The sequence below is a fragment of the Paenibacillus sp. HB172176 genome (genome assembly GCF_011947265.1).
Taxonomy (GTDB): domain Bacteria; phylum Bacillota; class Bacilli; order Paenibacillales; family Paenibacillaceae; genus Pristimantibacillus.
Map to the genome: position 1 here is coordinate 18160 of NZ_JAATHD010000011.1, position 25727 is coordinate 43886.

A 25727-nucleotide genomic window follows, 5' to 3' on the forward strand; every position below is an offset into this window, starting at 1 on the left:
CAGAGACATGTGTGCATCATGCGGAGAGGATGAGCTTCATGATTAGAAGAATGTATTTGATCGCATGCGCAGCTATTCTGTTGATTGTCTTGCCAGCGGCCGGCGCTCCCGGGACGGCGAATGCCGAAGGGGGTCCGGACTTTCGGCTGGAGATGACGCAGCTTGCGGACAGCGGGAATTATCAAGTCGTCGTGACGGCGAAGAATCTGGTTGATGCATACGCGTACGAATTGAACTTCGCATACGATACCAGCATCCTGAAGCTGGCTGAGAGCGCGAACGACTTGAACGGATTCAAAGCGCCGGTCGAGAAGGAGAATCGGCTCATCTATGCGTTCACCAAAATCGGAAAGGCTGCGGGGCTGTCAGGGGATGTTAAGTTGGCTACGTTGACGTTCCGGCGGATTGGCCAAGGCGACGCGGATATGACGCTGAGCGCCGTGAACCTGGTCGATTCGGAACTGGTTAAAAATTCTTACGCAGTTGACCGGACCATCTCGACGGCGGAGGTGGACTTGCCCGCTCTCTTCAAGGACATCGCCGGGCATTGGGCGGAAGCGGCCATTCGCTCCGCCGCGACGCTTGGCTTCGTGAACGGCTACCCCGACGGGACGTTCCGGCCGCAGCTCTCCGTCACAAGGGCCGAGTTCGCCGCGATGCTCATACGCGCGCTTGGGGTGAAGGGCGATGGCGGGCCTGACGGCGGCTTCATCGATGAAGCAGCCATTCCCGCCTGGGCTCGCTTGTCCGTCGAAGCGACGGTTGCGGCTCGCATCATGCAGGGATACGAAGATCGTACGTTCCGGGCCGGTCGAGAGATCACACGCACGGAGATGACAGCGATGCTGGTCCGCGCGCTGGGTATCGAGCCCGAGGCGAATGCTCGCTCTTCCTTCGCCGACGCGGAGCAGATCCCGTCCTGGGCGGGAAGCTATGCTGCGGCGGCAGCCGAGCATGGACTGATTCGCGGCAGGGGAGGCAATCGCTTCGCGCCGAACGAATTCGCGACGAGAGCCGAGGCGGTTAAGGCGGTTTTGAATGTTCTGGCGCAATAAGCGGAGCTGGTACGAATGCCCTTTCGGACCCGTGGATCGGGTCTGGGAGGGATTTTCTTGGGAATATATTATTACTATTTTGTATATAAACGAGAGATGTCTGAAAAGTTATCCGAATCCTTCCTTCTGACAGACTCCAAGTATTATTTTAGCTAAGGCACTTATCATTTGCGCGTCCAACGTATACATTAGCCAAGGCAGACAGTGTTTTTAGTTTTCTGAAAAATCTCATGAGCAAATACCTCACTGGTATAACAGTGTTGATCTTAGCCAACGCTCGAATTCGTCAGGCGAGCTGCTTCAGCCATTTTTGCAATAGCATAAAGTCCGGTTAGAACTTGTCTGTCTAACGCCAAACAGTCCTTAATTAAACAACTTTGAAGGATTAAAGGGAAGGCTGAAATAGTCTGCGATTTATGCTCAAAATCAGAAAGGATCCCAATGAATGTTGTAGATCGTCTCTGCATTTGATTATGAGGAATCATTATTGCCGAATATCTAGATTAGCGCTAACGGAACTGAGCGCGCAAATCTCACAGCTTCAGCTTCTCCCCAGCTTAACTCAAATGGAACAGTCATTGATAGAAACTTCCCCACAAAAGAGAGTACCAATTGTTTGCAAACAGTTGAATCTTCTTTCTGGCATAGAGGCAAGATCCAGATAACGAAATCCGTTTCCGAGATCTCGAACCTCATATTCAGGATGAAGATCATTAAAATTACCGACGGCAGGATACCATACCTTACGCAGAAATTCTAATGTTGCATGCTCCAGGCCTTTTTGCAGTTAGGCTTATCTTCTTAAATTGTTTTCAGCCTCCACTTGCAACTCTCACATTGTTCCTCGAATAGGTTCATAGGTTCACCCTCCACCAGTATCATGAGCTCGTGTTTTGTTATATGCATAAATCGACTCGCGATCGCGCTTCATCCAGCTATCCACATCCATATGGCAAATGCTATACTTGAATAATATCCATAAAAAGGAGATCGCGATGACATTACAATATTGGAGATCAGACAAGCTGCTGCTTAGAGCGATGAAGGCTTCCGACTTGATCTTGTTTCAGGCCTTCGATGACGAGATTGCTCGGAATGTGAACGAGCTTCAATTGCCGCAATCGCCGGAGCGTCAGTCCAAGTGGTTTGAAGGCGAGGCCAAGGGAAAGATCGGGGACGCTTTCCGTTTCGTAGCTGAGAATGAAGAAGGGCAGCCGGTTGGGACCATTGAGACCTTTGCTTGCAACAGAAGAAACGGCACGTTCAAATACGGCATTGCTCTTCTGCCGGAGCATCGGTCGAAGGGTTATGCTCAGGAAATGATTGAGACGGTCCTGCGGTTCTATTTCGACGAGCTGAATTACCAGAAGGTGACGCCCCATGTCTACTCGTTCAATCCAGCTTCCATTAAGCTTCATGAGAAGATGGGATTTGTGCAGGAGGGCAGATTAAGGAGCATGATTTACTCGGGAGGGGAGTATTTCGACGAAATCTATTACGGCATGACGAAATCGGAATTCAAGGAACGATATAAAGCGAAGGAGTAGCGATATGCGCTTATACCATTTCAGCGAAGAGGACAACATTACGATCTTCCATCCACGTGTCAAAGAAAATCGCAAAAACATGCCTCCGGTTGTGTGGGCGATTGACGAGGAGCATCAATTCACCTTCTACTTGCCTCGAAATTGTCCGCGCATCGTGTATCGCAGGAGCCAATCTGTATTGGAAGAGGATGCTTCGCGCTTTTTCGGTCCAACAACCTCTGAAATTGTCCTTACGATCGAGAATCGCTGGCTGTCAAGGATTCTGCAATATCCACTATTTCGCTATGAGCTGCCTGCCTCAACCTTCACCTTGTTTGACGAAACAGCGGGCTATTATATCTCCGAGCAAGAGGTTACTCCGTTGCAGAAGTCCATTATCGAGAATGGACTCGAGCAACTGGCTGCGATGAATATCGACATCCGTTTTACGCCGGATCTTCATCCGTTGCGGGAGAAGCTCCTCCAATCCTCCATTACCGATTTCGGCATTCATCGATTTGAGTTTGCGGGAGGTTAAGCTTAATGAAGAGAACCATCATGATTAGCGCTTCGTCGATTTGGTAAGAAGCGGAGATGAGTCCATACAATTAAAGTTCGCGGAGCATGGGGGACTTGCTACCTTGCAAAGCTATTGTGATTTTACGATGAAAGAGATCGATCAAGCAAGCCTTTCACGAGCGAAGAAGCACATTCTCGAACGCTACCCGGAGCATATCGAATTCCTTGCCCAGTTACCTTTATACCATGAAGATCGTCAGCACATTTATGTTCATGCGGGACTGAATCCGGCATACACGGAATGGAGAGAACAGCCGGAAGGCGACTTCATGTATATAAAGAACGATTTTATTTGCTGGCCGACAAAGGCGCAGAAGACGGTTATCTTCGGCCACACTCAGGCGAAGGATATACACGGCTCTTCGGATGTGTGGTTCGGAGAGGATAAAATCGGAATCGATGGAGGCTGCGCGTTCGGCAACCAGTTGAATGCTTTGATTTATGAGAATAAACGCTACACTACATGCGAGGTGAAATGGGATGAAGCATGAAATCCAGCAATTGCATGACTACCATGTGTGGGCGAACCGCAAGCTCCTTGCTCACATTGAGAAGCAGCCGGCGGATATCTTTCTGACTACGCTTCATGGTTCCTTCTCAAATCTTGGAAGGGTATTCGGACATATTTATGATATCGATATCAGTTGGTTTAATCGATTAATTGGAAGCTCTCTTCCAGCCATAGGAGCGACGACCTTCGGCACGGTAAGCGAGGCAAAGCATGAATTGGATAACCTCCATGAGACGGTCGCGGAATTCCTCGCGGAGCAGTCCGACATGGATCGAATCATCGCATACCGCAACACAGAAGGGAAGAGCTTCGAGAACACGCTGAAGGATCTCATGCTGCATATGGTGAATCATGGCACCTATCACCGCGGCAATGTTGCCGTGATGCTAAGCGAAGCGGGCTGCAAAGGTTTATCCACGGATTACATTTATTATTTGCGCGAAAATGGGGCGATAGGGTGACTACTCTGCATCATATTATTCCCTTGCTTCGTATCTTTGACGAGGCGAAGGCAAAGGATTTCTACCTGGATTATCTCGGTTTTCAATTAGACTTCGAGCATCGCTTCGAGCCTGGGCTTCCGCTGTACATGCAGGTTTCCAGGGATGGTCTCCGAATCCATCTGACGGAGCATTACGGCGATGCTTGTCCAGGCTCTGCCGTTCGCATTGAAGTAAGCGGCGTCAGGGAGCTTCAACGGGAGTTGATTGCGAAGCGGCATGGCTTCTCGCGACCGGGATTAGTAGAGACGCCATGGGGCAGCGAAGAAGTCAGGCTTATCGATCCATTCGGCAATCGGATTGTCTTCTTCGAGGATAAGGAATAGGAGCCTATGAAAGGCAAGCTTACCGTTCCAGCAAGCGAAAGATGATTTAGGTAATGGGATCGCATTCAACTAGGAGTGATGAATTGGATAACGAATTTTTGAAGCAGATGGAGTTCCTTATAGAAATTGATAAGCTGAAAAACATTGAGCGCAAGACGAAAACGATTCATGGCGAGAGATTGGAGAACGATGCGGAGCATTCATGGCATCTGGCAATGATGGCGCTGGTGCTCAGCGGACAGGCTAACCAAGAGGTCGATCTGTTGAAGGTAATCAAGATGCTGCTCGTTCATGATATTGTCGAGATCGACGCCGGCGATACCTTTGCGTATGATGCGTTGGGACATGAGGACAAGTGGGAGCGGGAGAATGCGGCGGCCAAGCGAATATTCGGTTTGCTGCCAAGCGACCAGGCGCAAGAGCTCATTGAGCTGTGGCTGGAATTCGAGAAGAAAGAGACGAAGGAAGCGAAGTTTGCCAGCTCGTTAGACCGGCTGCAGCCGCTCATTCACAATCATCTGAATGAAGGGCATACGTGGAAGAAGTATGGCATTACGAGCGGACAAGTGATGAAGCGCAATGCCGAGATTGCAAACGGTTCTGAGAAGCTGTGGGATTACGCACAAGGCATCATACAGAAATCGGTGCAGCAGGGTTATCTGAATGAATGATGCAAGAGGAAGAATGACGGCTATGAAAACAGGTATAGCGATTCTAACTGTGATCGTCTGTTTTATTCTGGTCTGGCCAGGTTTGTCGGACGGCCACAAAGCTCCTATGAGATATCAAACATTGATTACTTCGCCATTTGATAAGGAAGAGATTGCGGCAGCGGAGCGATTAGCAATGAGATTCAAGCAACAGAAGGGGGATTTTTTGGTTGTTGTTGCCCAAACATTCGAGGGTGGCTATGTCCTATACGACTTTAGATCAGATGGGAACATCGTTCACGTGCGAATCGATGCTTCGAGAGATGCTTTCTCGAATGGGGAGATTCTGACATTTGATTGCAAGAGCATCGATATGAAAAAATTTACGAATGGGAGCGGCGAAAAGAAGACGGGGCTGTTCGTATCCCGATGCACAGGAGCGGAGTCATTTGAAAAAGAGGTTAGCGTTATCTCCTTCCCGTGAGGGAGACGACTGATTGGATATCAAATTTTGGTTTGGAAATTCTGAGATTGGAGTTGAAAGCGCCTCATGAACAATGAAGCATTGCTAGTAGAAGAAGCCGATAAAGGAAGCGCAAATGCAAGTTTTCTTGAAATCGTGGATGTGCAAACGGGGAAGCGTGAGGTTATCGCCGAATTCGGATATGTCATCGAGGCGCCGAATTGGACAAGCGATGGCAGGAGTCTCATCTATAACAGTGACGGCAAGCTATTCATCTTCGATCTTGGCTCGAAGGAAAGTAAGCGGATCGACACCGGTTTTGCCGTTCGATGCAATAATGATCATGTGCTGTCTCCGGATAATGATCGGATCGCAATCAGCCATGCTACGGCGGAGGACAATAAATCCCGCATTTATGTGCTTGGGATGGGTGACGGCAATCCCGTGCTGCTGACTCCGATGGGTCCAAGCTATCTTCACGGCTGGTCGCCGGATGGACATACGTTGGCTTACTGCGCGGAACGAAACGGGCAATACGATATCTATACGATTCCCGCAGTCGGCGGAGTCGAGCGACAATTGACAGATTCGCCAGGTCTGGATGATGGACCTGAATATTCGCCTGACGGTCAATATATTTGGTTCAACTCCGTACGCTCCGGTCTCATGCAGATATGGCGGATGAAGGCTGACGGCAGCGAGCAGACGCAAATGACAAAGGATGAAAGCAACAGTTGGTTTCCGCATCTATCGCCTGACGGGAAGCTGACAGCTTATATAGCGTATCGCAAGGGCGATGTTGCGCCAGGCGATCATCCCCCGTGCAAAGAGGTGGAAATCAGGCTGATGCCAAGCGAAGGCGGCGCTTATCGAACAATCGTTAACCTGTTCGGCGGGCAAGGGACGCTGAATGTCAATTCATGGTCTCCGGATAGCAAGAAGCTCGCTTTCGTGAGCTATCGAATTAGAAAAGCAGAAGAAGCCTCTAACTTGTAAACAAGGGTATAGAAAGGTTCGGAACGGTTAATATGTCCGGTTAAGGAATAGGGATATAATGAAACCGAACAGGAGGAGATATGCAAATGCCAACAGAGGAACGCAAGATGGAGACCAGATTGATCAGTTCGCTGGAGAAGGTGTTCGCCGATGAGGAGTTGCAGGCCCCGATATGGAAGGAAGCCACCGCATTGCGGGGCGAAACCTACTCTTTCCAAGTCGCCTTTCGTCCGAATGCCATGATAAAGCCATTGTTGATACGAACGGAAACAACGCTGCAAGCGGAAATTGCTGTAAGGTCAGTCGGACTGGTACCGTCCGAGCTTCCTTGCTACTCCGAGCATGACGACAATGTATTGCGCACATCGCCCGGACTTTATCCCGATCCGCTGTATCCGCCGGAGGAGCAGCAAGCGATTGCCATTCCCGGGCAATGGCGCGCCGTATGGGTCACGGTGCCAATCTCGGAAATCGCAGAAGCAGGCAGTCATCGCATCACGATTCATTTCGAGAACCAAGAAGGGATTTCATTAGGCAGTGAAGCCTTCCTGCTGCATGTTCTGCCGGAGGCGCTGCCTCCGCAAACGCTCATTCATACGGAATGGTTCCATACTGACTGTTTGTTGACTCAGTACGGCGTAGAAGCATTCAGCGAAGCGCATTGGAGGCTCATCTCGACGTACGTAGAAACGGCTGCTCGGCATGGCATCAATATGATACTAACGCCGTTGTTCACGCCCCCTCTTGATACAGAGGTCGGGGGTGAGCGTCCTACCGTTCAACTGGTGGGGGTTGAAGTTCTGGCTGACGGCCATTATCGTTTCTCGTTCGAGCGTCTGGCGCGATGGATGGAGCTTTGCGAGAGCAAGGGAATTCAATTCTTTGAATTTTCGCATTTGTTCACGCAGTGGGGGGCGAATCATGCACCGAAAATAATCGCGTCCATAAGCGGCTCGGAGCAGCGAGTCTTCGGTTGGGATACGGATGCGCACGGCGAGGCCTATACCGAGTTCCTGAATCAATTCCTGCCGGAGCTGACAGCATTCATACGGCAGCGAGGCGTGGCGGAGAAATGCTGTTTTCATATCTCCGATGAGCCGACGACGCAGCATCTGGAATCCTATAAGAGCGCGGCTGCGATCGTGTACAAGCACTTGTCCGACTTTCCCGTCGTCGATGCGCTGTCCGATTACACCTTCTATGAGCAGGGCCTTGTGAAGAAGCCGATCGTCGCCACGAATCATCTTGAGCCCTTCCTCGCGAATGAGACGGAGGATCTCTGGTGCTATTATTGCTGCGCGCAGAACAAATTCGTGTCGAACCGCTACTTCAATCAGCCTTCCGCCCGCAACCGCATCCTGGGCTGGCAGCTGTACAAGTACGAGATGAGCGGCTTCCTGCATTGGGGCTATAACTTCTGGCATTCTCAATATTCCAAACGGCCAATCGATCCGTTCCGCGTGACGGATGCGGGACATGCCTTCCCTTCCGGAGATCCGTTTCTCGTCTATCCCGGCAAGGAAGGACCGATTGAATCGATTCGGCTGGAGGTGTTCTTCGAAGCGCTTCAGGATTTAAGGGCGTTGCAATTGCTGGAATCGAGACTTGGACGCGCCGAGGTGCTGCGATGGCTGGAAGAGGATCTGAATGAAGCTTTTACTTTCAAGAGCTACCCGAAGGAAGCGGAGTGGCTGCTGCGCAAACGGGAGAAGCTTAACGAGCTATTGTCAGCAAAGTCGGGAGATCAGGTAAACTCTGGAGGAGGCGCGGAGCGATGACGATAAACGGGACACCAATCAAAATTCTATTCTGGCTCGATGTGGAGGACTTCGTCAGCGAGGAATCGGAAGCCGGCCTTGAGGGCTTGCTTGATCTGCTCGACAGCAGAGGCATCACCGGTATCTTCAAGCTTGTCGGTGAGAAGATCCGAATGCTCGAGCGACGCGGACGTCATGATCTTATTCGGCGATTGAAGGCGCATGAGGTCGGCTATCATACTGATCTTCACAGCGTTCATCCGGTTACGACCGAATATTTGGAGCCGCTTGGTTTCCGCGAAGGGGCCGAGGAGTTCGAACGCAGAGAAGGCGGCGGCTTCGAGGATTTGCTGCGCATTACGGAACAGCCCGCCCTCTGCTATGGACAACCCGGCCTGGCCTGGGCGCCTCATCCCTTCGCCGTGCTTCGCAAATGGGGCATTCCCGTCTACCTCGACAGCCATAATCAAGTAGACTATGGCGGCCGTCCGTTCTGGTACGGCGGCTTGCTCAATATGACTGCGCTGACCGGCATTATGAGCATTCCTCTGAAGGAGGATATGTTGGAGAGCGGCAAGCGGAAATTTCACGAGCTTTGCGACGCGCAGATGGATGAAGAGATTGGATTCATCAGCCTATTCTACCACCCGACGGAATTCGTATTCTCCGAATTCTGGGATGCCGTGAACTTCGCCAAGGGCAATAACCCGCCGAGGGAGGAATGGGTGAAGCCGAAGCAGCATCCCGAGGGCAAAATGGCGTTTTATTTGGAGCAGTTTGGCTTATTCCTGGATTATACCTTATCCCTCGAGCATGTCGAATATATTGGCATTCAGCAATTGCTGGCTATGGAAAAATCAAACTCGCGCATGTTGACGAAGGAAGAGATTCGCGGCTTCGCTGCTCAAGTCCGGACGGATTTGAATTATGGGGAACTAGGAGATTTGACGCTTTCGCCGGGCGAGCTGTTCTGGGTGTTCAGACAGTATCTGCTTGGCGAGGAACCGATCCCAGAGCTGATCTATGGTCCGGAGAAGGCCTTCGAGCCTGTTTCTAATCAGACGACCGGGGGCGCCGCGGCAATCGAGAAGAAGGTTGATGCGGAGCCAAGAACGTTCACCGCTTCGGCGATTATGCAAGCCATAAGCCAAGACCTTCCGACGGTGTGCGGCTTCAAGCAAATGCCGAACGCGTTTGTTATCGGAGGCGAACCCGTTAATCCCGTCTCGGTGACCTGCGCGATGGCGACCATGATCCGCGACAATGTTGCGCCGAATGAAGAAGTGGAGCTGATGGAGGGCAGACTTGCCGCGGCGGATTATGCGGCGAATGACGGCGAATGGAGCAGGTATTGGGTTATCTTCCCAGAGAGCTTGCAGGTTCGCAATATTGTGGAGATGTCGCGACTGCAGGCTTGGACGTTCAAGCCAGCTTTGTTCTAATTTGCACGGGGAGTTGATGCTATGCAGGAAACATGGCTTAGAAATGAAGAGGAGCTCTTCACGGAGCGGCATCTGGAAGAAATCAACGCGATCTTCGGGCTGGAGCAGGATGTAATCGAACAATTGCGAGCCGCGTCCAAGCTGGTTCGCGCTGAAGACACGCTCTGGAAGTTTCTTCTGGAATGCCAATTGAAGATGTACGGCCTGCGGCTTGATCCGGCTGAATTTGTCGAGGTGTTCAGGGAGCTTCCGGCGAGCGTACAGGCGAAGCAGGCGCTGCTCGAGGAATCGCTTGGAACGGGCAGCGGTTTATACGCCGTTCTGCTCGTCGTTCTGCTGCTGGATTGGACAAAAGCTTATTATCGCTCGTTGGAACTGCCCCAAGAGCTGCTGCTCCACACCATGGATGATTTGCGCATTTGGATGAAGCATTATGAAAAATCACATGGAGCAGCCGGTCTCGATAATCTTCCGTGGCTGCTGTATCATATCGGAGGGCGTTTGTTTCGGCTTGGCAGATTGCAGTTCGTAATGGAGAAGTTCAGGCATCCCGTTAAGGTATTGCGGAACAAACAGGATAAGGAGGACTTAATCGTTCTGTCTGAAGCCGGCGTCGAATTTCGCAGCGACGGTCTCGTGAACGGCACGAACCGCAAGGAGCAGTCGGAGGGAAGCTGGACGGCGGCTTACAAGAGGACGGATAAGGCATACATCGGGCATGTCATTCGCCCCGACGGCACAGCCAATCCGTCATTGATCGAAGCTCCTGGCTCCGAATATGAACTGGCGCTGGAACGCGATAACCTTGTGCTCGATGTTCATATTCCGGAAGGGAGCAGGATGTCGCGGGATGCTTGCATCGCATCGATGAAGGAGGCGACCGCTTTCTACCGGCACTATTTCCCGAATCGCAAGCCCTTCGCCTTCACTTGCTCATCCTGGCTGTTGGATGCGCAATTCGAGAAGATCTTGCCGGCGACTTCCAATATCGTGAATTTCCAGCGCTTGTTCCATCTATTCCCCTTGCTGTCGGATGAGGGAGAGACCTATTCGCGTGTATTCGGTTCGGCTAAGCTCGACAGGAAAACGGCGAGCAGGGATACGGGGCTCAGGCGGGCGATATTGGATTATGCAGATGATGGCGGCATGCTGCACGGCGCCGGAGGATTCAGGCTATTGGATGAGCCGTTCTAAGGCCATTTCGTCGATGCATGTCCTCTTCAGCCTTCGACGCAAGGCTGATGTCATCTAGCGGTTGTTCTGCATATCCCTGTATTCCTGAGGCGTAATGTTCATATTCTTCTTGAAGAAGCGGGTGAAGGCGATGCCGGAATGATAGCCGATATCCTCGGCGATTTCATGGATCTTGCGATCGCCTTCCTCAAGCAAGGTCTTGGCTCTCTCAATGCGCGCTTCCAGAATGTCATCGGAGATGCCTTTGCCTGTGATTTGCTTGTACAGCCGGGACAGATAAGTCGGATTAAGATGGGCATATTCGCCAAGTCTGGTAAGCGACAGATCCTCGCTGAGATGCGCGCGTATATATTGCTGAATATCCTGAATCAACCGGATGGAGCGATTCTCCTGCTCATCGGAGGAATGCTCGAACAAGAAGGCGGCCAAATTCCGGTAGTAGGAGGCATAGCTTTTCCAGTCGGGATTCTCTTCCAGCTTGAGCAGCTTATCCATGTTCCAGGATTCCTTGAGAGTGCGGTACAGTCTGCGGCGATTAATATAGCCCAGAAAAACCGAAGCGAGGAAGTGCAGGCATTCCAGCTTCAGCGAAGGAATGTCGCCGGCATCTTCAATCGTCTCGTCGAGCTCGTCGTACAGCTCGAAGAACTCATCCTGCTTGCCGCTCGCAAGCAGGCCGGACAAGGAAGAGAACTGCATCATCCGCAGGAAAACAAGGGGCTGCACCTCGGCTTCCTCCGAAGGGCTTCTGCGATCGAGATTGTTCTGAAGCTCTTCGTCGGTCGTCAGCAGCTCGCGATTCAGTCCAATGCCGCGCTGCATAAGCAGCTCCAGGCTTTGCAGCTTCTCGCCGGCCTCGCTCCAGTTGCAAGGGGAGGCGCTTTGGAGGAAGGACAGCTCGAGCTGAAGCAGGTCTCTGCCCGTATTCTGAATCGTCTCCAAGGTTCCATAGAAGAAGCGAAGCGCTTTGCTGTATTCCTTCGAATCATAATCGTTCGTTATCGGCTGCCATATGCCGAGGATATGGGAGGAATCGAGCTGCAACGTTATCATATGAACCTTCGAATGCAGGAATTCATCGATAATGTTGTTGACCGCATAGATCAGCAGCGCTTTGTCCGCCCACAGCAACGAAGGCTTCCAGCCGTCGATTCTCGCCAAGAAGAGATAGGACGGCAGATTGGCATCCAGACTGATATCCAGAATGCGGAACTGCTCGCTCCGGATACGGTCATTGATATGCCTGCCATGCAGCAGCTCCTGAACGAACGCCTTCTGAAGCGTTGGAAGCGCCTGCTTGTATTTGGCCTCCGCTTTCATTCGAAGCTGCTCCGCCTCGCGAATTTTCTCCACTTCCTCTGCCGCCTTGCGAACCGCTTGAATAATGCGCTCGTCGCCTTCCGTCTTCAATATGAAATCGAAGCCGCCCAGTGTAACGGCTTCCTTGGCAAAATCGAAGTCATGATAGCTCGTCAAGAAGATAACGAGGCAGCTCGGCCAACGCTTATTAATCTCGGACAGCATCTCAAGTCCGGTCATCTCGGGCATCTTGATGTCGGATACTAGGATGTCCATGCGTTCATTGTCCAGCAGCGCGAGCGCCTCAGGCGCGGAATAAGCGCGATAGACCTCCAGCGAGAGCGTCTCTTCCTCTTGAAATAACTCATACAGTCCATCGGTGATAACCGGCATATCATCCACGATTAGCAGCTTCAGCATCCAGTCTCACTTCCTCTCTGTCGATGTAGATTTGCGTACGCAAGCCGCCAAGCGAGCTTCGGTCCACGGAAATGCCTGAATTAGCCCCGAATTTCAAACGGATGCGGCGATGAACATTCAATAATCCCGTACTCTCCTCTGTCTGAATATGCGATTGATGAAGCTTTGTCGAGAGAACATCGATTGCTGCATCGCTCAAATGCTTGCCGTTGTCTTCTACTGTTATTAGAATATAGCGTTCATCTACATGGAACTTCACAAGCAGCATGCCTTCGGAAAGCTGTCTCTCGAATGCATGGGAGTAGCTGTTCTCGAGCAGCGGTTGAAGAATGAGCCGCGGAACCAGCATTTTCGAAATTTCCTTCGGCACCGGATTGAATTGCACCGAGATTCTCTGATCGAAGCACACGGTCTGGATATCGACATAGGTTCTGGCATGCTGAACATCTTCCTCCAGAGAGATCTCGTCGGCTGCGTTGCGGGTGACGAATTGGAAATAGCGTCCGAGATAGTCGGCGAAGGTCGTTGCCTTGTCCTTCTGTCCGGAGCGTATGAGCCGTTTCAGCACGAAGAAATTGTTATAGAGAAAATGCGGATTGATTTGAGACTGCAGCCGCTTAAGCTCCGAACGTTCATTCAAAATCTTCTGTTCGTAAACGACATTGATCAAGTTGTTCAGATTGCGAAGCATATCATTGAAACGATGGTACAAGTATCCGAATTCATCCTTGTTCTGATGCACGAGCTCGAAATCCAGCTTGCCGATCTCGACCTTGCGGAACCCGTTCACCAGGCTGCGAAGCGGCTTGTGAATGAGCTTGTACAGCCAGATCGAGAATAAGATAATAATGAGCCCTGACAGGATGGACATCGAATAGAATAGCTCATGATAAATGCTGAGGGAGCCGAATATTTCGGATTCCGGCGCGTAGGCCACAAGCATAGTGTTCTGATTGTTGGATGATTGGCTCACGATGAAATAAGGCTCGCCTTGAAAGGTGGCGGATTGCACAACAGGAGCCACACCATCCGCCCGATTAACGGGATGCTCGGTTAAATAGGCACGAATATCGCCTGCGATCGAGTCCGTCCCATGCGTTGCGATTTGCCAATCCTCGCCTGGTGAATAATATAAGGTGCCGCCTCGTTCAAAATTCATTATTTTGGACAAATAGGATCTAATCGTTTCTCTTGAAATTTCGACCGCAAGAATAAACATACCGTTATTATTCGTCTGATTCGTAATGAAAGGCACCGTCATGTAAAGCTTGTTCTGCCATTCGATGAAGGGCTGGGATGTCTGGCTCAATGCGGCCACTTTATCCCCATCAAATGTGTCAGTTCCATTCCCGGTAATGGAAAGGGTAGAGTCCAGCAAGGGCAGATAAGCCATGGTCTCGGAGATGAAGCGAGTCGAATAGTGGATGCGATTCAGATTGTCGCGCACCATCGCGAAGAAGTCTGAGCGTTCGGAATAGGTCGCATCAGGATGAATGACAGCAACATGCGAAACAGCGATATCCAGGGCGCTTTGATTGAGCATTTGCTGCAGGCGGACCAGTTCGCCATCGATAATATTATTATAGGAATGAACGGAATTTTTCAATGCTTGCGAAATTTCCTCCCGATTCTTGTCGGCGGCAATCTGATTAATCATATAATTAAAGGCATATAATGGGAAAACGATGATGAATAAGCTGATAATCAATTTCGATAAGATGGAACGATCCGATATCAAATGGACAAGCCTTCTCATAAACGTCATGCCGTACCCCCTCTGCAACGCTTCTCTTCTTATTATAACGGGAAATGTCAGATGGAGGGAGCAAACCATCTTATACCTGGGTGAACCGATCTTTACATGAAATTAGCAAATACCTCACATTGTTCGGAAATTGATCCTTTAGAACTAGGCAATAACGATCTAGCATTGTATGAATTGGTATGTATCCATGCGGCATGAGGTTGTTCTATGATTGAATTGTAAGGAAAACACATAGTGAAGGGGAGTACATGTATGCGTAAACAGGTAACGATTCTTGCCGTATTCGTATTATTAGTATCTATGCTTGCCGCTTGTTCATCCAATAATAACAACGGCGGCAATAACCCGACAGTCGCCCCAAGCAGTTCATCGGATACAGCGACAGCAGCGCCGACTGAAGAAGTGAAAGGTCCTCCGGCCAAACTCTCGATGATCGTGCAGAGCGCGGCATCATGGCCGCTGAAAGAAGATTGGCTTGTATATCAATTGCTTGAAGACTATGCGAATGTAGACCTTACCGTAACCGGCTACCAAGGCAATTGGTGGGAAGCGATTCCGCTCGTTGTCGCATCTGGCGATATGCCGGATATGATGTGGATGTCCGGTCCCGATATTATCCATCAGTACGGGGAAGACGGAGCGCTTGTGGATTTGAATGAGCATCTGGATGAAATGCCGAATATGAAGGCCTGGATGGACGAGCATCAAGAAGTAGTGAACAAATTGTTGTCCTCCGACGGCAAGCTGTACATGACTCCGGCGGAAGGCGCTTATGGCGATTATGACGGTCTCTGGATGTACCGAGAAGATATTTTCAAGAAGAATAATTTGAATATTCCGAAAACCTATGATGAGCTTTATGAAACGCTGAAGAAGCTGAAGGAAATTTATCCGGACAGCTATCCGCTCTATATTCCCGGCTTTGGTCAGATGAATTATATTTCCTTGAGCTATGGCAGCAACAACACCTTCTATTACAACAATGATGAGGGCAAGTGGAAATTTGGTCCGGCGGAAGACAACTATCGTCAAGCCGTAGAATTCTTGGCAAAGGCGTATCAGGAAGGCTTGATTCCGAAGGAATTCGGCAACCTGAACGGCAACAAGAAGAATGAAATGATTACGACGGACAAAACATTTATTACCTACGGATATATCAATAATATCGATTCCTATAACAGTCTGGTCAGACCGACAAATCCAGATTTCAAAATGGCTGCTTTTGCTCCTCCAGGAGGGGCAGGTCATGAAGGCGTCAACGGTTCCAAGTTTATTTTCCAAGAAGGATTGACGGTGACTTCAACTTCGAAGAACAAAGAAGCAGCTTTTAAATTCCTGGATTCGTTGTACACGGATGAAGCTCGCGAAATGGTAAGCTGGGGCAAGGAAGGCGTGACCTATGAGAAGGTAGACGGCAAGAATCAATACCTTCCAGTTGTCAGCGATACGAATGTTCGCTCCATCGATTTCGGATTGAGAACAGCTGGAACGAATATGTGGTTCGACAATGACGCGAATATCGCCTTGTTCAACGATGAAACGAAGGAATCATATCTGGAAGCTGCGAAGTATGTTGCTCCTGCCGAGGAAACAGTCGTATTCACAGCGGATGAGCGAGACAAGATTACGCTGAAATCGCAGGCCATCGGCAAGTATGTTAATGAAAATGTGAGCAAATTCATTATCGGACAGAAACCGATGAGCGACTGGGACGCCTATGTGAAAGGCATCGAGGATTTAGGCTTGGACGATGTATTGGCAGTCTACGAAGAGGCATGGGCTAGGCAGCAATAAGAAGCAAGTTCCTGATAATTTGAAAAGCGGGCGTTAAACACGCTTGTACCGCAGGGGCGGGAGACATTAAGCTTCCAGCTTCTGCGGCAAGCTTTTCACGCATCATGAGAGGGGGAGGTCCACTATGCGACGGACTTCTATGAGTTCGGTATGGAAGCGTCTGGACGACAGCAAGTACTTAATCCTATTGTTTCTGCCGGCAGCGCTTTATTATTTGATATTCGAATATTTGCCCATGTTCGGCGTGGTTGTCGCCTTCAAGGACTACAATGTGTTTAAAGGCGTCTGGGCCAGCGACTGGGTGGGCCTGAAATATTTCAGCACCTTTATTTTTGATAACCCCGATTTTCCGGTATTGTTGCGAAATACGTTTTTGATTGGCTTATACTCCTTGATTTTCGGATTCCCCGCTCCTATTATTTTGGCTTTACTGCTTAACGAGCTTCGTCATGTTGTGTTTAAACGTTTTGTGCAAACGGTCAGTTATCTGCCTCATTTTATATCCAATGTTGTCATTGTTAGTATGGTCGTGTTATTCCTGTCTCCCGACGGGGGACTCATCAATAACATATTAGGGTTATTCGGCATCGAGCCGATCTACTTTATGTCCTTGTCAAGCATGTTCAGATCCATTTATGTGACTTCGGGCATATGGCAGGGAATAGGGTGGGGGACGATTATTTATCTGGCTGCTCTTACATCGATCGACCCGAGTCTCTATGAAGCGGCGGAGCTTGATGGCGCAAGTCGTTTCCGCAAAATGTGGCATGTATCTATTCCAGGCATCGTTCCTGTCATAATCGTTTTGCTTATTCTGAATATTGGCGGATTGCTCGGCACCGGATTTGAAAAGGTGTTCCTGCTAGCCACGCCCATGGTATATGATACCGCCGATATTTTTTCCACATATACGTATCGCGTAGGCATTCAGCAAGGCAATTTCAGTTATGCGACCGCCATCGGCGTTTTCAACGGAGTAGTCGGCTTCGTGCTCATCGTTACCGCGAATTTCATTGCGCGCAGAACGAAGGAAACCAGTCTATGGTAAAGGAGGGGAAGGTATGAAGCGAAAGACAGGTCCATTTGATATTGCCAATATTATGATTATGCTGGTGCTGGTGCTGGTGACGGCTTATCCCTTCTGGTATATGATTACGGTTTCCTTCTCCAGCGATATCTTTGTTATGAGAAATGAAGTGTCGTGGTGGCCGAAGGGCTTTACTTTGGAATGGTATCAAACGGTATTCAAAGATGATCGCATTGGCACAGGCTACAAAAACACGGTGTTGTACACCGCTGTAGGAACGGTTATTTCCCTGATCATTACCTCTATGGGCGCATTCGCCATGTCGCAGAAGCGAATGATTCTGCGCAAGCCGCTAATGCTGCTCATTGTATTCACAATTCTGTTCAGCGGCGGCATGATTCCAAGCTTCCTCGTTGTGAAGGAGCTTCATATGCTGGACTCGATCTGGGCAATGGTGCTGCCCGGCGCAGTCAGCACGTTCAATCTGCTCGTTTTCCGCACCTTCTTCGAAGGCTTGCCGGAGGAGCTGTACGATTCCGGTCGAATCGACGGCTTGCATGATATTGGTTTATTCTTCCGTATCGTCATGCCTCTATCAAAGCCGGTGTATGCGGCGATTGGCTTGTTCGAAGCGGTGGGGCTATGGAACAACTTCTTCAAGGCAATTTTGTATCTGAGATCGCCGGAGCATTTTCCTTTAACGATTATATTGCGCGATCTGATTATTAAGGGCAAGATCGATGAGCAGATGATGTCACAGGCAGCTGCGGGGGGAGAAATCGTAGTATCGGATGCACTCAAATTTGCGACGATTCTTGTCAGCACATTGCCGATTCTGCTCTTGTACCCTTTCCTGCAGAAGTACTTCGTGAAGGGCGTTCTGCTTGGATCGGTGAAGGGATAGAATAGCTTTAAAGATCAGCTTTACAGCTTTATCGAGCTCATACTTATACTCTATAAGACAGGAAGTGTACGCTTATGATAGAAGCAGCATTGCTCGGAGCAGGCGGCAGGGGGATGTTCGCCCTTGCCAGCTACGCGCTGAGACGTCCGAATGAAATCAAGTTCGTCGCGGTGGCCGAGCCCAATGAGGAACGTCGCGCAAGATTCGCGAAGGAGCACAACATCCCGCCGGAACGCGTATTCAAGAGCTGGGAGGAACTGCTCGATCAACCGCAAATTTGCCGTGCGCTGCTGATCTGCACGCAGGATAAAGATCATTACAAGCCGACAATGAAGGCGCTGGAGATCGGCTACGACATTTTGCTTGAGAAGCCGATGGCCACGGATCCGCGAGAAGCGTTGGAGATGGGGCGGAAGGCGGAGGAGCTCGGCAAGCTGCTGACTGTATGCCATTCCATGCGTTATTCTCCGTTCTTCAGCAAGCTGAAGGAATTGACGGACAGCAAGATTATCGGCCGGATTATGAATATTCAATGGACAGAGAACGTAGGCTATTGGCATCAGGCGCACAGCTTCGTTCGAGGCAATTGGCGCAGATCGGATGAGACAAGTCCGATGATTCTGGCGAAATGCTGCCATGATATGGATATGATTGCGAATATTGTCGGCGGCAATTGCGAGAAGGTGTCCTCATTCGGCGGCTTGACCTTCTTCAAGGAAGAGAATGCTCCGGAGGGGTCTACAGCACGGTGTACGGATGGCTGCAAGGTCGAGCATGAATGCGCATTCTCCGCACTGAAATGGTATTACAACGAGAAGGATGACTGGCCGCAGAATGTGGTATCGCTGACGCCTACGATGGAAGCGAGATGGGCAGCGCTGAAGGACGGCCCCTATGGACGCTGCGTCTATCGCTGCGATAATAATGTCGTCGATCATCAGGTCGTCAACCTGGCGTTCGATAATGAAGTCTCCGTTTCCTTCACGATGTCGGCCTTCTCGACGGAGAATACGAGAACGCTCAAGATCATGGGTACCAATGGCGAAATACGCGCTTACGACAAGCGCAATGAATTCGAGATCATTCTGTTCACTGGCGAGCGCTACAAGATTCATCCGCAGCAAATCGAAGGAGGCCATAACGGCGCGGATACCCGGCTCATGATCGAGTTTATCGAGCAGCTTGAGCGGGGCGACACGATGGGGAAATCCTCCGGAAGCGTGTCGGCGCGAAGCCATCTGATCGCTTTCGCCGCCGAGCAATCGCGCGTTACAGGTCAAACCATCGACATGGCTGAGTATATTGAAGCCTTGCAATAAGGCGAGTGAGAGGCGGCTTCCTTCGACATTCGTCATTGTCGGAAGCCGCCGATTTTCTATATAGAGCGGAGGCATAACGATGGGATTAGGACCATTCGCGAGCGGGTACTATGATGTAGAGACGCAATTGCCGAGCTATCTGCTCCGGCGTTCCTTGGAAGAAATCAAACGTACGGACGAGGAGAAGCGCGCAATTGATTCAATTGTGAAATTCGAGGAGAGGCGAACGAGGCTGCTTCACTATTTCGAGGAAATGATCGGCGGTCTGCCGCTTGTGAAATCGCCGCTTCATGCGAATTGCACAGGAGAGCTCGAGCGAGACGGCTATAAAATCCGCAAGATTGTGTTTCAAAGCTTACCAGGCGTCTATGTGACGGCTAATTTATATTTGCCAATAGGAGCTGCCGGCCCTTTGCCTGCCGTTCTGTTTGCTTGCGGTCATATCGAAGCGGGAAAAGCGGCGCCGATCTATCAGAAGGTATGCATCGATCTGGTGCGCAGCGGGATGGCGGTGCTGGCCGTCGATCCGATCTCGCAGGGGGAGAGGATGCAAGGCTACGTGCCTGAGCTCGGACGCACGCTCGTGCGCTGGCATGCGGAGCATACCTATCTCGGCTTGCAATGCGAGCTGGCTGGCAGTCATATTCTGCGTTATTTCGTCTGGGATCTTATCCGGGCGGTCGATTATCTCTGCGAACTGGAGGAAATTGATTCATCCAGAATCGGTGTAACGGGCAATTCCGGCGGCGGAATTCAGACGCTAATGGCCATGATGATGGATGAACGCATTGCCGCAGCCGCACCATGCACGTACATCACTTCGCGTGAAGCTTATATGAAGACAGGACAGCCCCAGGATGGCGAGCAAATTCTGGACGGAGCCATTGCCGCCGGCATGGATTACGACGACTATATTACATTATTCGCGCCAAAGCCGGTTCTAATCGGAGCAGTGGAATCGGATTTCTTCTGTTTGGAAGGCACCTTGGACAGCCTTGCGAAAGCGAAGAAGGTTTACAGGCTATTCGGCAAGGAAGAGAATATCGAGCTGGCGCTCGCCAAGGGCACCCATTCGTATAACGATGAGCTGCGGGGAATGGTCGTGCCTTGGTTCGCGGAGCAGTTCTTCGGCAAGAAGGCCAATGGCTCAATGGAAAAATTCGCAGTCACGAAGGACGCAGAAACGCTGACCCGATTGACCAATGAGCAAGCGACAGGAACGGGTTCGTTGCGAGAGGAGAAGCGGGGGGTTCCTCCTGTTCCCGAGCGAACCTTGACTTTGCAATGTACGGGAAGCGGCCAAGTGTTGGGCGAATTCGACGATGCTGTATCCATTCAAGCCGTGAACGCCCGAAGACTTCCGCAGCTGAAGGAGGATAATGCGAGGACAAACAAGGAGACGGAGCTATGGAAGGCGGAAATCCGGCAGTGGCTCAATATGCCGGTCTGCGCGAGCCGCATCTACCTGCGAAGCATTCATTCTTCGCGGGCGGATCGGTCCGGCAACAATAAGGACGAAGCGTATCTCAAGGAGGATATCTTCTTCTTCAGCGAGCCGGATATAACGGTCGGCGGAACATGGGTCAGGCGCGAAGGCGCGGAGTTGGACGGCGTGACGCTTCTTGTGTTGGATGAAGGGGCGAACGCCATTCACATGGAGCATGAATGGATGGAGCTTCTTACAGCCAATAGTCAGGTTCTGGCATTCGACCCGAGGGGGACGGGCGCGTTCCGCAGCCGCGCGGTGAACGGCAGAGGCTTCGACGTCATGTTCGGCACGGAATACAAGCTGGGCTGCGACGCCAGAATGCTGGGCGCTCCGCTTGCCGGGATGCGCGTATTCGATCTGCTGCGGGCGGTCGATTACATTAGGCAAGAACAGCCGGAATCGAAGATTCGCATAGCCGGCAAAGGCTTTGCGGCCATCTACGCGCTGCTTGCGGGAATTATCGATGATCGGGTGGACTCGATCGAATTAGTGGACATTCCTGTTTCATTCGCAGACATGGTGGAAACGCGCTTCTACAAGTACGATGTCCGGCTTCATATGCATGGTGTGCTATGCTGTTTCGATTTGCCGGAATTAATAGAGGCTTTCAGGTCAGAGAAATCCATTCGTTCGACAACGCTGCCTGATCTGGGCGCTGTTATTCGATTCTAAATCTGGGCGAGGAGTGAACGGAAGGTGAAGACGAATTTCTTATTCATTACAGCGGATGACCTTAATTATGATTCCGTCGGCGCATACGGCTGCAAGGTGGATGATGTTACGCCTCATATTGATCGATTGGCGGCGGAAGGCATTCGATTCGAGCATGCTCATGTCACGATTGCCGTTTGCCAGCCCTCGCGTTCGGTGCTGATGACAGGCAGATATCCCGAGCGCAACGGCGCCAGAGGATTCGGGCCGATCAGCCGCGATGTTTCGACGCTTCAAGAGCAGCTGAGCGAGGCCGGCTATTATAACGGCATTATCGGCAAGGAAGATCATATCGCTCCGAAGGAGAAATTTTGCTGGGATGAATATATACGAACGATGGATGAAGAAAATGGCCTGGGGAGATCGCCGAAAGCCTATTACGAGCATGTGAGGGGATTTCTGGAGCATGCGAAGAAGCGAGGGAAGCCGTTCTTCCTCATGGCGAATTCGCATGATCCGCATCGCCCGTTCGCGGGCAGCGAGCAGGAGTTGAACATGTTCGGCCATCCTACGGAAGCGAGCAGAACCTACTCCCCGGAAGAGGTCGAGGTGCCGGGATTTCTGCCGAATATTGCTGATGTGAGGAAGGAAGTCGCGCAGTATTTCACCTCCGTTCATCGCCTCGACGAGACAGTTGGCGAAATTTTGCGGGCATTGCAGGAATCCGGCTTGGAGGAAGAGACGATGGTCATGTTCCTGAGCGACAATGGCATGGCCTTCCCTTATGCGAAGACGAATTGTTATCTGAACAGCACGAAGACGCCGTGGATTGTGAAGTGGCCGGGACGAATCGATCCGGGCACGGTGGATGATTGCCATATGATCTCGGGCATTGATTTCATGCCCACGATTATGGAGGCGGCTGGCCTCAAGGGGATTGACGGCTTGGACGGGAGCTCTTTCTTGCCCGTGCTGAAAGGGGAGGAGCAATCGGGAAGAGACGCGGTGTTCACGGTATTCCATGAGACGTCGGGCAAGAATGACTTTGAGATGCGCTGCTATCAGAACCGCGAGTTCGGCTATATTTACAACGGATGGTCGGATGGGGAGACGGTGTTCAAGAATGAATCGCAAAGCGGCTTGACCTTCCAAGCGATGGTGGAAGCGGCGAAGGAAGATGAGCAAATCGAGCAGCGGGTCAAGTTTTTCCAGTATCGCGCTCGAGAGGAACTCTATGATTTCCGGAAGGATCGTCATGCTTTGATGAATCTTGCAGAAGTGTCCGACTATGAGAGCGTCATTATGAAGTTGAAACAAGGCATGCTGACGAAGATGGAAGAGGTCGGCGATAGATGGACGGATTCTTTCAGTGTGGAAATGAAGCTATAATCGCATCGGCATCAAGGTGGAACGTATACGAGGGAGAGAGAGGAGCAGATTATGAATATCATCTATATGCATTCCCATGATACTGGGCGCTGGATCGAGCCTTATGGCTATCGAGTACCGACGCCGAATTTGCAGAAGCTGTCGGACGAAGGCACGCTGTTCCGCAAAGCCTTCTCGGCTTGTCCGACTTGCTCGCCGAGCAGATCGGCGTTGTTGTCAGGGATGACTCCGCACTCGAATGGCATGATTGGCCTTTCGCATCTTGGCTTTCATCTCAATCAACCGAAGCGGCATCTGGCCAACTACTTGCAAGAGCAAGGCTATGACACGGTACTGAGCGGGGTGCAGCACGAGATTGCGCCGTCGCATACCGAAGAGCTGGGCTACGGACTTGACTTGAACAAAGTCAATACTGGCAAGGATGCGACTGAGCGGGATGTGCTCAGTGCCGAGCTAGCGGCTGACTATGTTCGCAGCAAGGGAGACGGCAAGCCCTTCTTCCTGTCGCTGGGACTCTTCCATACGCATAGGTCTGGCGCAGGATTTCCGAAGGCGCCCGAATTCGGAGAGGTTGATCCGAATACGGTAATGCCTCCTTATCCGCTGGGAGATCACGCGGAAACCCGATCAGATATGGCGCAATTCATCGATTCCGCCAAAGTGATGGATCATTGCGTCGGTCTGCTGCTGAGAAGCGTGGAGGAGGCGGGCATAGCCGATGAGACGATGATTATCTACACAACGGATCATGGACCGGCGTTCCCTGAGATGAAAGGTCAGCTGAAGGATACGGGAATCGGTGTTTCTCTCCTTGTGAAATGGCCAGCGGCTTGCGGAATAGGAGAGGGCACAACCATAGACAGTCAGGTGTCCCATCTGGATATCTTCCCGACAATTTGCGAGCTGATTGGCTCCAAGCCGCCAGCCGGTTTGCAAGGCTGCTCCTTGCTGCCATTGGCAACAGGCACCGGCATGAGGGAGAAGTCGTTCATATTCGCCGAAACGAACTATCATGTCGCCTATGAGCCGTCAAGATGCATTCGGTCGGAGCGTTACAAGCTCATTCGCTTGTATGGGCCCGACGACCGCAAGGTGCTGTGCAATATTGACGACAGTCCCTCGAAGTCATGGTGGCTGGAGAGAGGCTTCAGCGGAGAGAAGGCCGAGAAGGTCCAACTCTATGATCTTGCGCTGGATCCCTATGAAACGAGAAATGTCGCTTCAGATCATCGCTATCAGAAAATATACGAGGAGCTGAGCATTCATCTTGACGAATGGATGAAGGAAACTAATGATGAGCTTTGTCATGGCACGATACCGGCTCCGGTCGGCGCCATTGTGAAGAGCCGCGCCAATATCAGCCCTTCGGACAAGACATTAGAGCAAGCTGCTGGTGATGGGAATGGGTGATTGGCAGCCGGAAAAACAAGCGGACTCTAGCTTTACGCTTTGGGAAAATGCTTCGATTCTAACTTCGCAGGGCTTGCGAGAGAATAGCAATCTGCTAGTCGATTCAGAGGGAGTCATTGTGGAGATTGGCGCAATGAACACCAATTCGTCCACTAGTCGGCAGGAGCTTGATGTCTCTGATGCGGTACAGGCATATTGTTCATCTGTTCCTGAGGATTCAATTGTAAAACGCATAGATCTTCGGGGAAGACTTGTTCTGCCCGGCCTTATCGATGTTCATGTGCATGGTGGGAACGGCTTCGAAGCGATGGGAGGCAGTCGGAGGGAGCTGGAGGGGATGAGTCTCTTCCATGCCCGTCACGGCACAACCGGCTTTCTGGCTACGACGGAATCTGCCCCTATTGCGAGACTTGAGGAGGTTCTGCTCGCGATTGCGGCAGAGATGGACTCTACTTTGTCGGGAGCGGAGCTGCTTGGCATTCATCTGGAGGGGCCCTTCCTGAATGAGCGGAGAGCGGGCGCGCAGAGCAAGGAGGTGTTGCTAAATCCGGATTGGGAGCAGATCGAATGCTTGATTGCGGCTGCAGGCGGACATATTCGACTCGCGACAATCGCGCCGGAGCTGCCGGGAGGACTCGAGGCTGTCAGACGAATGCGGCAACGGGGAATTACGGTTTCGGCAGGCCATACGGACGCTGCCTTCGATGAGATGAAGCAAGCGGTTATGCAAGGAGTCACGCATACAACGCATCACTTCAACGGGATGCGGCCGCTGCATCATCGTGATCCGGGTGCGGCGGGAGCAGGCTTGCTGCTGCCCGAGCTGACGATTGAACTGATAGCCGACGGTCATCATGTGCATAGGGATATCGTAAAGCTGGCTTTTCAGACGAAGGGGCAAGATCGCATCTGCATGATTACGGACGCGGTGAAATGCGCGGGCTTGCCGGACGGCGATTACGGCCATCTTGTCATGAGGAACGGCCTTATTCAACTGGCCGACGGCTCTTCGCTTGCAGGGAGCTCGCTTACGATGCTGGAGGCGCTGCGGAATACGATTTATTTTACGGGAATGGAACTGGAGGATGTGATCTCTGCCTTCACGTTGACACCGGCGCGGCAAATTGGAGTGGCTGCCAGGAAAGGGACGTTGGAAGCGGGGAAGGATGCGGATTTCATTGTGGTCGATGAGGATTATGAGCTTCTTCACACGGTTGTTCGCGGGAGAGAGATTGTCTGCAATAGCGATTAACGAGAGATA

At 51.2% G+C, this 25727-nt stretch carries 22 protein-coding genes and 1 pseudogene; 20 read left to right on the forward strand and 3 right to left on the reverse strand.

Annotation, left to right across the window (positions count from 1 at the left end):
- Positions 1-38: 38 nt before the first annotated feature.
- Complete coding sequence (locus tag HFP08_RS15395; RefSeq protein ID WP_168121491.1) at positions 39-1055, forward strand: S-layer homology domain-containing protein; 1017 nt, start codon at positions 39-41, stop codon at positions 1053-1055.
- Positions 1056-1577: 522 nt separating this feature from the next.
- On the opposite strand, the pseudogene HFP08_RS29745 reads toward HFP08_RS15395, so the two are convergent.
- A pseudogene (locus HFP08_RS29745) lies at positions 1578-1842 on the reverse strand (transcriptional regulator); the annotation flags it as partial.
- A 208-nt stretch (positions 1843-2050) separates the two neighbouring features.
- Between HFP08_RS29745 and HFP08_RS15400 the strand changes: the two are divergent.
- The 11 genes from HFP08_RS15400 to HFP08_RS15450 all read left to right on the forward strand — a co-directional run bounded on the left by HFP08_RS15400 (position 2051) and on the right by HFP08_RS15450 (position 10999).
- Entirely contained in the window at positions 2051-2602 is a 552-nt protein-coding gene (locus HFP08_RS15400) for a GNAT family N-acetyltransferase (RefSeq protein ID WP_168121492.1), read from the forward strand.
- A 4-nt stretch (positions 2603-2606) separates the two neighbouring features.
- Positions 2607-3119 carry a DUF6886 family protein gene (locus tag HFP08_RS15405; RefSeq protein WP_168121493.1) on the forward strand — a complete coding sequence of 171 codons (513 nt, stop codon included), beginning with the start codon at positions 2607-2609 and terminating at the stop codon, positions 3117-3119.
- A 103-nt stretch (positions 3120-3222) separates the two neighbouring features.
- Positions 3223-3651: a hypothetical protein gene (locus HFP08_RS15410; RefSeq protein ID WP_168121494.1), complete on the forward strand. Its 429-nt coding sequence runs from the start codon at positions 3223-3225 to the stop codon at positions 3649-3651.
- Positions 3641-4132, forward strand: a complete 492-nt coding sequence (locus HFP08_RS15415; protein ID WP_168121495.1) for a DinB family protein — start codon at positions 3641-3643, stop codon at positions 4130-4132. The genes HFP08_RS15410 and HFP08_RS15415 overlap by 11 nt, the downstream gene beginning before the upstream one ends.
- Entirely contained in the window at positions 4129-4497 is a 369-nt protein-coding gene (locus HFP08_RS15420; protein WP_240941437.1) for a glyoxalase superfamily protein, read from the forward strand. Before HFP08_RS15415 ends, HFP08_RS15420 begins: the two co-directional genes overlap by 4 nt.
- 53 nt (positions 4498-4550) lie before the next feature.
- Positions 4551-5168 carry an HD domain-containing protein gene (locus HFP08_RS15425; protein ID WP_206109262.1) on the forward strand — a complete coding sequence of 206 codons (618 nt, stop codon included), beginning with the start codon at positions 4551-4553 and terminating at the stop codon, positions 5166-5168.
- Positions 5161-5631, forward strand: a complete 471-nt coding sequence (locus tag HFP08_RS15430) for a DUF4362 domain-containing protein (RefSeq protein WP_168121497.1) — start codon at positions 5161-5163, stop codon at positions 5629-5631. The genes HFP08_RS15425 and HFP08_RS15430 overlap by 8 nt, the downstream gene beginning before the upstream one ends.
- Positions 5632-5697: 66 nt before the next feature.
- Positions 5698-6606, forward strand: a complete 909-nt coding sequence (locus tag HFP08_RS15435; protein WP_168121498.1) for a TolB family protein — start codon at positions 5698-5700, stop codon at positions 6604-6606.
- A gap of 86 nt (positions 6607-6692) precedes the next feature.
- Entirely contained in the window at positions 6693-8384 is a 1692-nt protein-coding gene (locus HFP08_RS15440; protein WP_240941439.1) for a DUF4091 domain-containing protein, read from the forward strand.
- Positions 8381-9805, forward strand: coding sequence for a hypothetical protein (locus HFP08_RS15445; RefSeq protein WP_168121499.1), 1425 nt, complete (start codon positions 8381-8383; stop codon positions 9803-9805). Before HFP08_RS15440 ends, HFP08_RS15445 begins: the two co-directional genes overlap by 4 nt.
- 21 nt (positions 9806-9826) lie before the next feature.
- Positions 9827-10999, forward strand: coding sequence for an acyltransferase domain-containing protein (locus HFP08_RS15450; RefSeq protein WP_168121500.1), 1173 nt, complete (start codon positions 9827-9829; stop codon positions 10997-10999).
- 54 nt (positions 11000-11053) lie between these two features.
- On the opposite strand, the gene HFP08_RS15455 is transcribed toward HFP08_RS15450, so the two are convergent.
- A complete protein-coding gene (locus HFP08_RS15455) occupies positions 11054-12718 on the reverse strand; it encodes a response regulator (protein ID WP_168121501.1) in 1665 nt (554 codons plus the stop codon).
- Entirely contained in the window at positions 12693-14483 is a 1791-nt protein-coding gene (locus HFP08_RS15460) for a sensor histidine kinase (RefSeq protein WP_168121502.1), read from the reverse strand. The genes HFP08_RS15455 and HFP08_RS15460 overlap by 26 nt, the downstream gene beginning before the upstream one ends.
- A gap of 252 nt (positions 14484-14735) precedes the next feature.
- Here HFP08_RS15460 and HFP08_RS15465 point away from each other — a divergent pair, with 252 nt between their 5' ends.
- The 8 genes from HFP08_RS15465 to nagA all read left to right on the forward strand — a co-directional run bounded on the left by HFP08_RS15465 (position 14736) and on the right by nagA (position 25718).
- Positions 14736-16277, forward strand: coding sequence for an extracellular solute-binding protein (locus tag HFP08_RS15465; RefSeq protein WP_168121503.1), 1542 nt, complete (start codon positions 14736-14738; stop codon positions 16275-16277).
- Between the two features lie 124 nt (positions 16278-16401).
- Positions 16402-17325: an ABC transporter permease gene (locus HFP08_RS15470; protein ID WP_206109263.1), complete on the forward strand. Its 924-nt coding sequence runs from the start codon at positions 16402-16404 to the stop codon at positions 17323-17325.
- 13 nt (positions 17326-17338) lie between these two features.
- A complete protein-coding gene (locus tag HFP08_RS15475; protein WP_168121504.1) occupies positions 17339-18208 on the forward strand; it encodes a carbohydrate ABC transporter permease in 870 nt (289 codons plus the stop codon).
- Positions 18209-18282: 74 nt separating this feature from the next.
- Entirely contained in the window at positions 18283-19527 is a 1245-nt protein-coding gene (locus HFP08_RS15480; RefSeq protein ID WP_168121505.1) for a Gfo/Idh/MocA family protein, read from the forward strand.
- A 79-nt stretch (positions 19528-19606) separates the two neighbouring features.
- On the forward strand, positions 19607-21688 hold the full coding sequence (locus tag HFP08_RS15485; RefSeq protein ID WP_168121506.1) for an alpha/beta hydrolase family protein: 2082 nt from the start codon (positions 19607-19609) through the stop codon (positions 21686-21688).
- Positions 21689-21712: 24 nt separating this feature from the next.
- The gene (locus HFP08_RS15490) at positions 21713-23056 is read left to right on the forward strand and encodes a sulfatase family protein (protein WP_168121507.1); all 1344 of its coding nucleotides are present in this window, start codon (positions 21713-21715) and stop codon (positions 23054-23056) included.
- Positions 23057-23107: 51 nt separating this feature from the next.
- Positions 23108-24466 (forward strand): sulfatase family protein, encoded by a 1359-nt coding sequence (locus HFP08_RS15495; protein ID WP_168121508.1) that lies wholly within the window; start codon positions 23108-23110, stop codon positions 24464-24466.
- Positions 24453-25718 carry an N-acetylglucosamine-6-phosphate deacetylase gene (gene nagA / locus HFP08_RS15500; protein WP_240941470.1) on the forward strand — a complete coding sequence of 422 codons (1266 nt, stop codon included), beginning with the start codon at positions 24453-24455 and terminating at the stop codon, positions 25716-25718. The genes HFP08_RS15495 and nagA overlap by 14 nt, the downstream gene beginning before the upstream one ends.
- The last annotated feature ends 9 nt before the right edge of the window (positions 25719-25727 follow it).